General features: G+C 63.1%; 10 protein-coding genes. 3 read left to right on the top strand and 7 right to left on the bottom strand.

The annotated features are described in order from the left end of the window. Nucleotides 1–30: 30 nt before the first annotated feature. Nucleotides 31–4,545: a dermonecrotic toxin domain-containing protein gene (locus tag PAQ31011_RS21220; protein WP_150577684.1), complete on the top strand. Its 4,515-nt coding sequence runs from the start codon at nt 31–33 to the stop codon at nt 4,543–4,545. A gap of 141 nt (nt 4,546–4,686) precedes the next feature. Continuing rightward, complete coding sequence (locus PAQ31011_RS21215; RefSeq protein WP_150577683.1) at nt 4,687–5,466, top strand: hypothetical protein; 780 nt, start codon at nt 4,687–4,689, stop codon at nt 5,464–5,466. Nucleotides 5,467–5,527: 61 nt separating this feature from the next. Here the strand turns inward: PAQ31011_RS21215 and cobA are convergent, their stop codons facing one another. The 5 genes from cobA to PAQ31011_RS21190 form a co-directional block, all read right to left on the bottom strand. Next, nucleotides 5,528–6,319 carry a uroporphyrinogen-III C-methyltransferase gene (gene cobA / locus PAQ31011_RS21210; RefSeq protein ID WP_150577745.1) on the bottom strand — a complete coding sequence of 264 codons (792 nt, stop codon included), beginning with the start codon at nt 6,317–6,319 and terminating at the stop codon, nt 5,528–5,530. 85 nt (nt 6,320–6,404) lie between these two features. After that, nucleotides 6,405–7,706, bottom strand: a complete 1,302-nt coding sequence (locus PAQ31011_RS21205) for a sulfate adenylyltransferase subunit 1 (protein ID WP_150577682.1) — start codon at nt 7,704–7,706, stop codon at nt 6,405–6,407. A 112-nt stretch (nt 7,707–7,818) separates the two neighbouring features. Then, nucleotides 7,819–8,766 (bottom strand): sulfate adenylyltransferase subunit CysD, encoded by a 948-nt coding sequence (gene cysD, locus PAQ31011_RS21200; RefSeq protein ID WP_150577681.1) that lies wholly within the window; start codon nt 8,764–8,766, stop codon nt 7,819–7,821. Nucleotides 8,767–8,873: 107 nt separating this feature from the next. Further along, nucleotides 8,874–9,590 carry a phosphoadenylyl-sulfate reductase gene (locus PAQ31011_RS21195; RefSeq protein WP_150577744.1) on the bottom strand — a complete coding sequence of 239 codons (717 nt, stop codon included), beginning with the start codon at nt 9,588–9,590 and terminating at the stop codon, nt 8,874–8,876. A gap of 116 nt (nt 9,591–9,706) precedes the next feature. After that, entirely contained in the window at nt 9,707–10,483 is a 777-nt protein-coding gene (locus PAQ31011_RS21190) for a sulfite exporter TauE/SafE family protein (RefSeq protein ID WP_150577680.1), read from the bottom strand. A 133-nt stretch (nt 10,484–10,616) separates the two neighbouring features. Here PAQ31011_RS21190 and PAQ31011_RS21185 point away from each other — a divergent pair, with 133 nt between their 5' ends. Further along, complete coding sequence (locus PAQ31011_RS21185; protein WP_150577679.1) at nt 10,617–11,558, top strand: CysB family HTH-type transcriptional regulator; 942 nt, start codon at nt 10,617–10,619, stop codon at nt 11,556–11,558. Between the two features lie 4 nt (nt 11,559–11,562). Here the strand turns inward: PAQ31011_RS21185 and PAQ31011_RS21180 are convergent, their stop codons facing one another. Together PAQ31011_RS21180 and PAQ31011_RS21175 are read right to left on the bottom strand one after the other, a co-directional pair. Further along, nucleotides 11,563–12,747 (bottom strand): BamA/TamA family outer membrane protein, encoded by a 1,185-nt coding sequence (locus PAQ31011_RS21180; protein WP_150577678.1) that lies wholly within the window; start codon nt 12,745–12,747, stop codon nt 11,563–11,565. A gap of 20 nt (nt 12,748–12,767) precedes the next feature. Continuing rightward, the gene (locus tag PAQ31011_RS21175) at nt 12,768–13,901 is read right to left on the bottom strand and encodes a hypothetical protein (protein ID WP_246179710.1); all 1,134 of its coding nucleotides are present in this window, start codon (nt 13,899–13,901) and stop codon (nt 12,768–12,770) included. Nucleotides 13,902–13,948: the final 47 nt, after the last annotated feature.

Here is a 13,948-nt window from a genome sequence, read left to right as displayed (position 1 = left end):
CCCACGCAGAATCGACAGGAGACGTTCGCCATGCAGGCCATCGTTGCAGGTCCCTCGAATTCCACTGCGTCGATCGTTCCGACCGACCACACGCCGCCCACAGCCCGCACCCACGACGTCGATCTCGCAATGGAACGCTTCGGCAACCTTGCCGACGTCGCCCGCGCGAGACTCGACGAATCGCCCGTCACCGGGCCGGCACTAGCGTTGCTGGTTCACATGACGACGTCAGGCATCTCACCGGACGATCTCGCCGCACTGGACGCCGTTCACATCGAAAAACTGGCGCGGCTGTTCGACACTCAGCCACGGCTCGCCTCGGCATGTGCCGCAACGCTGGCGAACCAACTCGCAGAGCGAGGGGCATGTGAAAGCGTTGAGGAGATTTGCGAGCGCATCCTCAGCGACGCGGCACTTTATGATCTATCGCGTTCGGTGGCCGGTTCAAGCGAACCGCTTCACGACAGTTGCCGTCACGGAAGCGGCTGGCTCGGCTATTTCATGCACTGGCGCGACGTCATAGTTTCCATGGCGCAGGACTTTCGCTGGCTCGGCTCCGGCGTCGATCCTCTGACCGGACCGACCAGCATGCGCCCGCCAGATGAGAAGACGACGGGTCCCGCGCCGTTTCCGGATTTCACCAAATCGGGAAAGACAGGCTGGCTACTCGGTGCGCTGTATGCCTCGTCGCTGCGCCCGACCATTCCTATGGCAGACGTCAGCCGCATCCCTCCGGACATCGCCCCTCATCTTTCGGTCCCAAGCCTTACCAAACCGCCGCCCTCCACGGATACGCCACCGTCAGGCGCGCGACTGCCCACGCTCGCCAGCGTCTGTCAGGAACTCTCCACCCTCGCCACCGGCATCCCTGAGCGCGCGCTCGCTATGCTCGACTACATCGTCGACCACGTCTCGTTGCCCGCTTGGCCGGGCCCGCCGGTCGCCGGGGCGGCCGTGCCGCCAATGGTCACCACGGGAAAAACCCGCATCACCCCGCAGCCCTTGCCACCGATCGACAAGCTGGGCTCGCTTCAAGCCATCTCACCCGAGATGTCGCTCCTGATCGAATCGGCGCTGATCTGGCGCTACCGCGCCGCCGTCCACGGCGATCTGACGGCGAAATTCGACGAGGCACTGACTTTCGAGTCGCCACCGAGCGAAGGACAACTGTTTGAGAAGACGGTGATGGATGCGCCCGAGTTTGCGGGCAAGAATATGACGGATCTCTGGCTTCGACGACATGAGCCGATCCCCGATGGTCAGCGGCTCAAGCAAGTCACCTATTGGTCGCTGCCAGCCGCCGCACAACTCATCGTCGATGGCGATCTGGACATTTGCGATCTGACCGACGGTACCAGCTTCGACGTGAGTACGATGACGCCGGAAGGTGCCGTCAAAGAACTTCCCATGCTGATGACGGCGGAGCGCTTCCAGGAGATCGTGCTCGAATGGGAGCAAGCCACGCAGGCACGAGAAGCTGCCACATGGATGGTTCCCCAGGAGGTCACCCGGCTGGGCCGCCCCGACAGCCCTGACACATTGTTCGCCAGACTCGCGCAAGTCGATCTTCGGCTGACGTACAAGAATGGCCTGCTGCCTCGACATGCGGCCTACGTGGCGGACTGGGCTGTAGCACGCCTGCTTGTCGACGATGCGTCGTCGATTCCCGAGACATTCGCCCGGCGGGTGACGTTCAATGTGACAAGCGATCTCGGGCACCGGCACGTGTCGCCAGCTGGCACCTTCGTAGTCTGCGAGCAGCCCGACGACGGTGCCACGTTGCTGTATATGCGTGGCGAGCCGATTGCATGGCGCGCGTTTGAGAGCCCGCCCAAACTCATCGATGCGATTCGCAATAACACGGCCGGTTTGCGCGATCGTCTCTTCGACCGGTTGCCACTTGGCATCCGCCCGGGGGCGTCCTGCGATCTCTCCGCCCCCATCCTTCAGGACATGGGCAAAGCCGGAGGACCGGAAATCGCCACACGAACGATCCTCGATGTCATCGAACTCGACGCCCCTTTACCCCTGGCAGGTCCGAAAACGCGCGCACGCATCTCCGACTATCGCGCATGGCTGATCGGTACCCCGACGGCGGCATTCGACGAGGGAATCAAGGCCCGGCGCGCCGCGCGCGAGACGTCTGCGCACGCCATGAAGACGTTCATCTCACCGATGTCCCCGAGCGACATGAGAGGCGTCATCGGGGTTCGGGCGCTACGGCACACCATCTCGGTCGCGCTCCCGAGGTTCTCGAAGATCGCACGCGACCACTTACGGGGCGAACTGATGAAGCTGGGCTTGCCCAACGCGGATCCAGACAATCTCTACGTAAAAATCGATCAACAGCCGAGGCCGATGGCACTCACGGATGCCCTGACGTACGCGAGCGCCTATCAGCACAAGCGGGTGTTCCCCGACGTGTACACCCGGCATGGCGCCAACGACTACTACCTGAAGGAGCTTCGCACGGCCAGCGGCACAAAGCTGAAAGCGACCGACTTGGTGAACAGGCGCAACATCGGTGCCTTCCTCGAGAGCGCAAAGACGGCCATCGCGGAGTTCTGGCGCCAACATCGCGCCCATGTCCGAGAGACGATGAAATCGGAGTTTGTCGCACAGATGTGGCTCCAGCACACCGCAGGCGAGTTAAGCGCGGCGCATCTGGATATCGCAACACGAATTGCCGGTCCGATCAAACTGGCCGGTATGGACCGTAGCAATCTCGCGCAGACCATCGATAACCCCGACGTCGAGCGCGAGTGGCTGTCCGTACAAGGTAACCGGACCGGTTTGATGTCCGTGCGTGCACGTGGTCACAGCCCGCTCCTGCTGCTCGCCATGTTTCCAGACGGTCTGAGCTGCCGGGGCTTCGGCAACCGCGCAGCGCTTGAAACCTGGTTCGTTAAGCAAACGGCCGATCCAACGACACGCCGCCGTCTCGCGGGCACCATCGCTCAGCGAGATCCCGACGACAACGCGTGGCTCAAGGACGCGCGTCCCGATGCCGTTGTCACAACGCCAGCATTGACCGGCGATACCTTCACGTTGCTGGAATCCGCTTACGAGACCGCGATGACGCCGCGCACGCCAGCGGCAACGAACACGACGGACCACAGCGTTGCCATTCGTATCATGCGCTCAATCTCGGCCGTCGATTTGGCCGCTGGCCTCGGCAGTTGGATCGTCCCTGAGTTGCGGCCGCTGGGCGAGGTCATTTCCGCCGTGGACTTCGGTGCCGGAGTGATCGCGGTCAGTGTGTCGTACGTCGATGGCGACGAAGCGCTGCGCGCGCAGGGATGGCAATCCATGCTCACTGCAGTTGGCAGCCAGGGCATCTCGCTCGTGCAATACAAGGCGATGGCGTGGCTGCCAGGCAACAGCAAGTACACCTATTTCGTTGACGACGCGCCGGTCGCTGCACAACGGCTGATTCCCGGCTTGTATCGTGAGAACGGCAGGCTCTACGCGTCGGTCGCCTCCGACGCACGCGCCTATGTCTCGTTTGACGACGCCACCGGATTCTTCCGTCTCGAGCCGCTCGATCTCGCGCGGGTGCGGGAAAGCGAAGGGCCGCTCATACGTCTGGACGAGCGCGGGCGCTGGCACACGGTCCCACAAGGCAGCACACGCACACCGCCTCTGGACGAGCGGGGTGTCGGATGGAATATCGATCGGGGCTTCTGGACTCGCTACAACGCGCTACGCCGCGAGCGCAGTGACATCTTCGAGAATGCACGAACGGCAGTTGCCGACGGTCCGATGCCCGCGCCAGCTAACAGCGTAGCTGAGCAGCGATGGCGTGCGCGCATGCTCAAACTGGAATTCATCGACGCGGCCGAGTCCGATCGTGAGAAGCTCGGCACGCTGGTCGGGCGTATCGACCAAGCACAAAACGCGCTCGACTCGATGAGCGCTGCTGACAACAGCCCGCTGATGCAGCAGGCGACGGCGGCCGGCGCATCGTTCCTGCCGATCACTCAACGACCGCTTATTTATCTCGGCCACGCACGCACGGGGGTGATGCGCGCAACGGCCGTTGCGGCCGACACAGGAAGTACAAGCTTCATCGTCGAATGCTTCAACACGTTGGCGCGCGGTGTCGGCGAGGATGCTCAGGGGTTCATGGAAGATCTCAGCGAATTGGGCAGGGCGCACATTCGATATAAGAACGTTCCGTTTGACGCGCCGAAAATGCGGCAGCTTTCGACCCTCTTCGACGGTCTTGGCAACGAGGCGCACAGCTTCGAGGTGCGCGCAGGTACGCGCACGTTATTACTCGGCAAATACATCGACGACGCGCAAGCGACGAAGTACTACTTCGTCGATCCGTCGCTCGCACTCGTGGTCCACGACGACGCCCCCGAGTTGCTGAGGATGGTCTTTGCGCACCTGCAATCGATGTCGGGTGCGTACGAGATGCGGGCAGTCGGCAACTCGTTAGCGGTGGAAACGCTGGAACTGGACACAAACGATCTGGCGACCCTCCCCCTACGTCGGGACTTCGACAACCTCGTTTCCGTGCGCGAGGCGTTCGGCTTGTGAGCGCGATTCCTGAAAGCCCGGCGATGTGTGCGAAGAACACACTGCGTGAAGGCGTTGTCAGGCCCGCCGCATGCGACGTCGGTTCGTTAAATGCCCAACGCCATTCGCAGTTCTTCACCTACTGTCCGAAGGAGCCTTGCCATGTTCGCCGCCGCACTCCCCCCGTACACCCCGCCCGTCTGCCCGGCCTTCACGCCTTTCACACTGCCACTGTCGAACGACATGTGTCCGGCGGGTCCGCGATTTGACGAACAATTCACCGGACTTCGGAACCGATACGACAACGCGGTCTCGAACATTCTGCATGCCGACGGAACGCTAACACCGATCAAGTTGAGTCGTGCCATCGCCCTGTACGGCACCGCGTCGGATCGAAAAACGACGATGATGCTGGGCGTGCTGGCACACGTGACGCGCGAGCGCTGGGATGCCGTTCATGAACAGTCGGTGGTCGACCGAATTTCAGGGCATCTGAGCAAGATGTCTGAGGCGCTTGCGGCTGAGAAGATGCAGGACTTCGTCGATGCAGTGAACTGCGGAAAGCAGGAAAAGACGGTCAACGAGTTGCTTAACCGCTACTTCCCTCAGTCTGACAGAGCTGCGGCGAGAAGAACCGGAACAGCATCTGCATGTGCTCCTGTCGTTCCAAAAAGCGAAATCACCATCGTTAAGTCATGCCCGGAGGCGCATGCGCAGCAGACCCAATCGACATTGACATCGGCCGCCAGGGCAGTCATCGGAACCGGCGTGAATTATGTCGCGGGTGTCGCCACAGGCTTTGCGGCGAGTGCGCTCATCATGGCGAAAAACTTTCAATACGCCGGATCCGGCCACGATTGGCGTGCCGCAGAAGCCGCCCAGGTCAACGAGGCCGAGCGTCAGCGAGAGCGTTTTCGGGCTGCCCTCGCTGAGATCGCGTAAGTGAGTCGTTCTAGCGCGCGGACCTCGTGAAAACGACGTCCGCGTAACGCTCGTCCGGCTATCAAGCAGCCGATTTCACCCACGTTCGCGCGATCTCTTCGATGCGATGCGACGCCACATCGGCAAACACTTCGCCCACCAGAATGACGCTCGGCTGCGAGTTGTCGAACCACGGCGCGGCGATACCGTCGCGCAGTTCACCCAGCGTCAGGCAGGTGCGACGCTCGCGCGACGTCGTGACGGACTCGACGATGGCGACCGGCGTGCCCGGCGACTTGCCTGCGTCGATCAGTTCGGCCGCGATACGCGCGGCGGCGTCGCGTCCCATGTAATACACGAGCGAATCGGCCGATGCTTGCGTTGCGATCTCTGCCGAATCGGGCGCACGACTTTGCGTGACGAACGCCACGCTGCGCGACACGCCGCGCAACGTAAGCGAGCGGCCGAGTGTCGCTGCGCTCGCGAGCGCCGCCGTGATACCCGGCACGACTTCGACTTCGATCCCTGCTGCTTCCAGAGCGCGCAACTCTTCGTCCGCGCGGCCGAACAACATCGGATCGCCGCCCTTCAGACGCACGACCAGCCCATGCGTACGGGCGTGGTCGATCAGTTGCTTGTTGATGAACTGCTGAGCGCTGGAGAGTTTGCCGCAACGCTTGCCCACCGCGACGAGCTTTGCCTGCGGGCACAGGGCCAGCATTTCCGGCTCGACCAATGCGTCATGCAGCACCACGTCGGCCTGCGCCAGCAAACGCGCACCGCGCACGGTGATCAGGTCCGCTGCGCCGGGACCGGCGCCCACCAGATAGACCTTGCCCGGGAGCGAGGCGGATTGCGAATGCGTGGTCGTCATGATGTTGCCGTCGTTCAGTGGGCCGACACCGGCGCGATCTGAGCGCGCCATGTGTCTGCAAATGCGAGAAAAAGTGTCGTCCGGATCAGGCCGCCAGCGAGCGGATCATCCCGGCCGCGACAGTGTGATGTGTCGCTTCGTCGATCAGCACGAACGCGCCCGTCGCCGGGTTGACGTCGTACGTATCCGCGGCCACCGGCTTTTGCAGGCTCAACTGAACGCGGCCGATATCGTTCATGGCGAGCGTCGTCTTGTCCGTGCCGTGCGAGAGCGTGCTCACGTCGAGTACCGTGTCCACGCTGCCGACCTTCACATACACCGTGCTCGTCGCCTGCTTGAGCAGATATTTGCGCTGCGGCGCGAGCGCATCTTCGTCGAACCAGCAGACGTCCGCCGCCAGCTTGCGCGACGGCTCCAGCACCGAATCGGCGCTCACGAAGGTGTCGCCACGCGACACGTCCACGTCTTCCGTCAGGCGAATCGTCACGCACTGACCCGCAAACGCTTCTTCAAGCAGACCGCGCGGGCCGACGATCTCGGCCACCGTTGCGGTACGACCGGCAGGCAACACGCGCAGCGTCTGCCCCAGACGCACCGCGCCCGATTCCACACGGCCCATGTAGCCACGGAAGTCGTCGGCATGCGAGCCGTCCTGACGCGCCACCAGTTGCACCGGGAAACGCAGCTCACCGCCCGTTTGCGCGACCGGCAGCGATTCGAGCATGTCGAGCAGCGGCTCGTCCTGATACCACGGCATGCGATCGCTCGCGTAGACGATGTTGTCGCCCTTGAGCGCCGACACCGGCACGAAGCGCACGTCCTGCAACCCGAGTCGCTGCGCGAGTTGCAGATAAGCCGCACGAATCGCGTTGAACGCCGTCTCGCTATAGTCGATCAGGTCCATCTTGTTGATAGCGACGATCACGTGCTGCAAGCCGAGCAGCTTCACGATGGCGCTGTGACGCTTGGTTTGCGCGAGCAGTTCGGTGTGACCGTCGACTTCGCTCACACGGGTGGCATCGACCAGAATGATGGCGGCGTGTGCCGTCGATGCGCCCGTGACCATGTTGCGGGTGTACTGCTCGTGGCCCGGCGTGTCGGCGATGATGAACTTGCGACGTGCGGTCGTGAAATAACGATAGGCGACGTCGATCGTGATGCCCTGCTCGCGCTCGGCTTCGAGGCCGTCGGTCAGCAGCGAGAAGTCGATGTCTTCGCCGGCGGTGCGCTTGTGCTTGGCGCGTGCGAGCGCGGAGAGCTGGTCGGTCAGCACCGATTTGCTGTCGTACAGCAGACGGCCGATCAGCGTGCTCTTGCCATCGTCGACGCTGCCAGCGGTGATAAAACGCAGCACGCCGAGGTCTTCCTGATGCGGGGTGAGGCTCATGATCTCTTCAACTCGATTGCGTGGCCCCTGAGCGACGGCGTAGGTCTTAGGTCGCTCAGGCGGGCCGGTGTTCTTTTGATAGGGTCTGACGGTCGCGATAAATGTACGCGCATCAGAAATAACCCTGCTTCTTGCGTTGCTCCATCGCCGCTTCCGACGCCTGGTCGTCCATACGGGTGGCGCCACGCTCGGTGATGTCGGTCACGGCCGTCTCGGCGATGATCTCCACCGGGCTCGACGCAACGCTCGCCACCGGGCACGTGCAGCTGATGTCGCCGACCGTACGGAAGCGCACCGACGCCAGTTCGCTCGACTCACCGTCCTGCTTCGGCGTGAGCGGCGTGACCGGCACGAGCAGGCCGTTGCGGCGCACGATCTCACGTTCGTGCGAGTAATAGATCGAGGGCAGATCGAGGTTTTCGCGGGCGATGTATTGCCACACGTCCAGTTCCGTCCAGTTCGAGATCGGGAACACACGCAGATGCTCGCCCTTGTGCAGACGGGCATTGAACAGATGCCACAGTTCCGGGCGCTGAGCCTTCGGGTCCCATTGACCGAACTCGTCGCGGAACGAGAAGATGCGCTCCTTCGCGCGAGCCTTCTCTTCGTCACGGCGTGCACCGCCGATCATGGCGTCGTAACCGTACTCGTCGATGGTTTCGAGCAGCGTCACGGCCTGCGCGGCGTTGCGCGAATCGGTTTCGCGGCGCAAACGCACCGTGCCGCGTGCAATCGAGTCTTCCACGTGACCGACGACCAGTTCAGCGCCGAGCGCCTTGGCGTGACGATCGCGGAACTCGATCACTTCCGGATAGTTGTGACCGGTGTCGATGTGCACGAGCGGGAACGGCAGTTGCGTCTTGCGACCCGGGCCGAGGCCGAAGGCCTTGAGCGCGAGATGCAGCACCACGACCGAGTCCTTGCCGCCCGAGAACAGCAGCGCGGGCTTGCGGCACTCCGCCACGACCTCACGCAGGATGTACATCGATTCGGCTTCGAGCCAGTCCAGATGATCCATTCGCGAGCCATTGGCCTGCGCGACTTCGTGCATCGCACCCATAGTGTTCCCTTCCTTGACGATTCCGAGTTTTCCGAGATTCGGCTTGCGACGATGTGCTGCTGCGCGATGGCGCTACGCGATCACACCGTCATATGTCTTTGCCCGTATCAGTTCGACTGCACCGACACCGGGATCTTGCTCAGGTTGCCCGCGTGCAGCCCGCATTCCTTGCTGTCACGCGACTCCCACCACCAGCGCCCTGCCCGGCTGTCTTCGCCGGGGCGGATGGCACGCGTACACGGCTCACACCCGATGCTCGGGTAGCCGCGTGCGTGCAGCGGGTTCACCGGCACGTCGCGTGCGGTGAGATACGCCCACACCTGCGCTTCCGTCCAGTCGAACAGCGGGTTGTACTTGGCGATGCCACGGGCATCGTCCTGTTCTGCGAAGGCCAGTTCGCCACGCGTGACCGACTGTTCCCGACGCTGACCGGTGAGCCATGCATCGGCGTCGGCAAGCGCCCGGCCCAGCGGTTCGACCTTGCGGATCTGGCAGCAGGCTTTACGCAGGTCCACGCTTTCGTAGAAGGCGTTCGCACCGTGATCGGCGACGTACTTTTCGACCGCGTCGGCTTGCGGCGCGTACTGCGCAACGTCGTAGCCGTAACGCGCCTTGATCTTGTCGAGCATGCCGACGGTCTCGTCGTGCAGGCGTCCGGTATTGAGCGTGAAGACGGTGATCGGCAATTGCTGGCGCAGAATCACGTGCGTGATGAGCATGTCTTCGGCGGCAAGGCTGCTCGCGAACTTCACGTTGCGATGCGCGCTTGCGATGCGGGCGAGACGCTCGGCCAGCACGGCTTCCATTTCGTCGAGCAGCGCCATGTCCTGATGCTCGGCATCGGCCACGGCCGACGTCGCGCTCGACGATGCTGCAGCCGGGGCCGGTTCCCAGCGGGATTCGTTTCGCATGTCGCGAACTCCTTGTTTTGTGTGGGGTGTCAGCCGACCAGCTTCACTGCCGCGAGCGTGAGCGTCGCCGCCAGCGCCCCGCGCACGATGCGCTCGGGCAGATGACGGGTGAGCTTCGCGCCGAGCCAGATCCCGGGCAGGGAGCCGATCAACAGACTGCCGAGCAGTGCCCAGTGCACCGTCTCAAGCCAGATATGGCCCAGCGCCGCGATAGCCGTGAGCGGCACCGCGTAGGCGATATCCGTACCGGCGACTTCGGCCGGTTCCAACTGCGGGTACAGCATCAGGATCAGCGTCGCGCCCACTGCGCCCGCGCCAATCGAGGAAATCGTCACAAGCACGCCGATGACCGCGCCGACCACGACAGTGGCGATCGTTTGCGCACGCCCCGTCAGTTGCCAGTTCGGATGCGCGCGCAACGCGGCCAGCAATTTGGCGCGGAACAGCAGCGAAAGCACCGTCAGCAACACAGAGGCCGCAATCGTCAGCTTGATGACGTGCAGCGTCGACTCGTCGATACCGCCAAGGCGCTTCAGAAACAGGATCGTGACCAGCGCCGCCGGCAGCGCCCCCAGCGTGAGCCGGCGCACGATATGCCACTTCACATGGCCGTGCGAGCGGTGTGCCACCGTCCCGAAACTCTTGGTGATGGCGGCAAACGCGAGGTCCGTGCCCACCGCCACAGGAGCGGCATAACCCAGGAGCAACGTCAGCAGGGGCGTCATCAGCGAGCCGCCGCCTACACCGGTCAGGCCGACCAGCAGGCCGACGCCAAATCCGGAAAGGGGTTCGAGCCACAGCGACATGGATGACGTTCCTGGTGGGTCCTAAATGCCTGTAGGGAATAACGTTATCGAAACAGTGGCACCCACTGTAATGAAAAGGCTATATACTTCAAACGAATTAAAAATTGTTTGTATATTTTCTAAAGTTATACAAATGAACCTGCACCAGTTCCGTTTCGTGCGCGAAGCCGTCCGCCAGAATTTCAACCTGACGGAAGCCGCCAAAGCCCTGTTTACCTCACAGCCGGGCGTCTCCAAAGCCATCATCGAGCTTGAAGAAGAGCTTGGCGTGGACATCTTTGCCCGTCATGGGAAGCGCATCCGCAACCTGACCGAGCCCGGTCGCATCATCTTCGAGTCCGTCGAGCGGATCCTGATGGAGGTGGAAAGCCTCAAGCGGATCGGCAAGGACTACGCCGCGCAGGATCAGGGCAGCCTGACCATCGCCACCACGCACACGCAGGCGCGCTACTCGCTGCCGCACGCCGTGGCCGAGTTCAAGAAGCGCTATCCGAAGGTGCGTCTGTCGATCCTGCAAGGCAGCCCGACGCAGATCGCCGAGATGGTGCTGCACGATCAGGCCGATCTGGCGATCGCCACGGAAGCCATCGCCGGCTATAAGGATCTGGTGTCGCTGCCGTGCTATCAGTGGCAGCACGTGGCGGTCGTGCCACCCGATCACCCGCTGTTGCAACTGCCGTCGGTAGGCATCGAGGATCTGGCGAAGTACTCGCTGATTACTTATGACCCCCAATTCGCCGGACGCGCCAAGATCGATCAGGCGTTCGCACTGCGGCACGTGGAGCCGGATATCGTGCTCGAAGCCATCGATGCCGACGTCATCAAGACGTACGTCGAGCTGGGGCTGGGCGTGGGGATTCTGGCAGGGGTGGCGTTCGACCCTGAGCGCGACCGCAATCTCCGGGCGATTCAGGTGGGACATCTGTTCGGGACGAACGTGACGCGCGTCGCCCTCAAGCAAGGCGCTTATCTGCGCGGATATGTCTTCACGATGGTTGAGCTGCTTTCACCAATCCTCACCCGCAAGCTGGTCGAACAGGCGCTGCGCGGCGAGCACGAAAGCTACGAGCTTTGATGGATCAGAAGGCTTCGTTGATCTGAAAGTAGGCACCGCGCGTCTGGCGGCCGAAGCCCACGTCGAAGCGTACATTCACGCGCGGCTTGAATTCGAAGCGATAGCCGACCCCGCCGTTGGGTAGCCAGTGCGCGGAGGCCAGGTCACCCGGCCGGTTGGCAATCGCGCCCGCCCCGATCCATGCGACCACACCGTGCCGTCCGACGAGATGCATCCGGTACTCGACCTGTGCCGTGAGCATGTTCCTGTCGCGGTACTGCCCCAGAAAGTAGCCACGCATGTGCTTGCCGTCGCCAAACGTCGGCATCATGCTCCACGGCACATCTCCCCAACTGAACTTCCCATAGACGTCGAACGCCAGCACATCGCGCTGGCGAAACTTCGTGTAGTGGTCGTAGGCCCATTCGAGCGATTCGAACGATGTGCTGCTGCCGAAGGCGCGCCGGTAGACCGTGGTCGTGAGCGAGAGCGCTTGTCCTTTGTAGGGGTTGGGGATGAAGTCGCGCGTGTCGTAAGAGAAGTTGGCGCTCAGACCGATGCTGCGCACGTACGGACCGATGGGATCGGTCACGAAGGCGCTCGCGTCGCCCTTGTCGCGATTCACGGCGGAATCGAAGTGGGCGTCGACGCCGAAACCGCCGTAGGCGCTCGGCCACAATCGCCACAGGAAGGTCGGACGCACGAAGGCGCTGCGTTTGGTGTACTTCTCGCGGTTGTCGTCATTGCTCGCGCGGTCGTAGCCGACGCCCCAGTACTGCGTGGGCATGTTCACCACTGCGCCGGCGATCACGAAGCGAAAGCTGTCGTCGGTGAAGAAGGTGGTGTTGTCGACCCCAATGCCGAACGCGCCGGTCGTCGTGCCGAAACCGTGAAGGGTCAGCGTGGAGAGTTGAGTGGTCGGTAAGGCGTCACGCGTCTTATATAGACCGACAGCGGCCGCACCGATGCCAAAGCCCATCTCGGGGTTGTAGAACGGCCCCGGCATGACGCCCCAGTCCATGCCATGACTCATATCCACCTTGTCTGCCGCCCCCAGCTTCGCAAGCAGGCGGTCGAGCCAGCCTTGTTGCGCGGCCGGCGGCGGCGCGACGGCGTCCGTCGGCGTCTGGGCGAATGCGATGCTACTGTGCGCGGCCGTGACCACAACCGTCGACGTCAGGACAGCGCTCAGCGCCGGTCGTCCTCTCACGATGAATGCCGGGACGCGCATCAGAATCTCAGGAAGGCCGTGAGGATGACGTCGCTACGGTTGTAGCCGTAGCCGAACTCGGCGAGCAACCCGAAGCGCTTGCTCGCCGCCCAGCTCACCCCTGCCACACCACTCCAGCTCCCCGTGACCGACTGATCGATCTGATAGTCGAGCCGCTGCGTCTGACCGCCTGCGGCTTCGATCGGCACGTCGAAGTGCCCGGTGATCACGGCGCGCGTGCGAAACCATGTGGCACCGACGTAGGGGGTGAGAATGCCCGCCGAGCCCAGGTGGAAGTTCCAGCCGATGCGCGGCGAGATGTTCCATGAATGGATGAGCGAGTCGGACATGGAAATGTCAGAGACCGTGTACGTCACCGGTAGCGAAAAAAACAGATCGCCGTAGGTGCCGACCAACGTGAATCCGCCGCCGTAGGTGTGTCCGCTGTAATCGGCGTGCGCCGTCGGCAACTTGATCGGGTTCGCGCAATTTGGCGCCGGACGCCGTCCCGCACATCCGATGTTCAATCCGAAAAACTGTTCGAGCGCCGTCAGCGACGAGAAGCCGATATTGATGTCGCCGCCCCCGCGCACGTTGCCGACGATGCCATACACGTTCATGAACGGGAACAGCCACGCGCCGAGTTGAAACTGGTTCGACTGGCTGCGAATGCGCGACTGATCGAACTGAACGAAGTCGGCCGAACGCAGACCATTGCCGTTCGCGCCGACCATCAAATTGCTGAGTTGATACCGCTGCGTGCCGTTGAAATACGAGTAACCGACGTCATAGGGGTTCGGCAGGTCGTATCCCCGATCGACGACGCGTTGCGCGAAGAATGGCAGCGCGCGGTCCCAATGTTTCGGCGCGGCGGGTGGCGATGGCGTGGCGTCCGGCGAGGCTGCGCCACCCGACGATGCCGAAGCGTTTGCGGCCGCTCGGTCCTCTGGCGTCGCTGCGGTACCCGACGATGTCGCGGCGGTCTCGCCTGACGGGGTGGCCGTCGGCCCGATCACGCCGCGATACCACCCACGCCGTGCCGCCACGTCGCCACCGGCGTCGGACGTCGGCGCGACCATCGTCGCCCCCGTCGCCCCTGCGCCCCAGGCGGCGGCTTCGCGCGTCACGCCGGCAAGGCATGCGAACGTTCCCACTACGACCCACCAACGTCTCGCGCTACGCCACGTTCCCATGAGTGTGC

It is taken from the genome of Pandoraea aquatica, from assembly GCF_902459565.1.
In the GTDB taxonomy this organism is placed as follows: domain Bacteria; phylum Pseudomonadota; class Gammaproteobacteria; order Burkholderiales; family Burkholderiaceae; genus Pandoraea; species Pandoraea aquatica.
The sequence above is the reverse complement of the archived record's forward strand: the minus strand, read 5'-3'. Positions and strand labels throughout refer to the sequence as shown.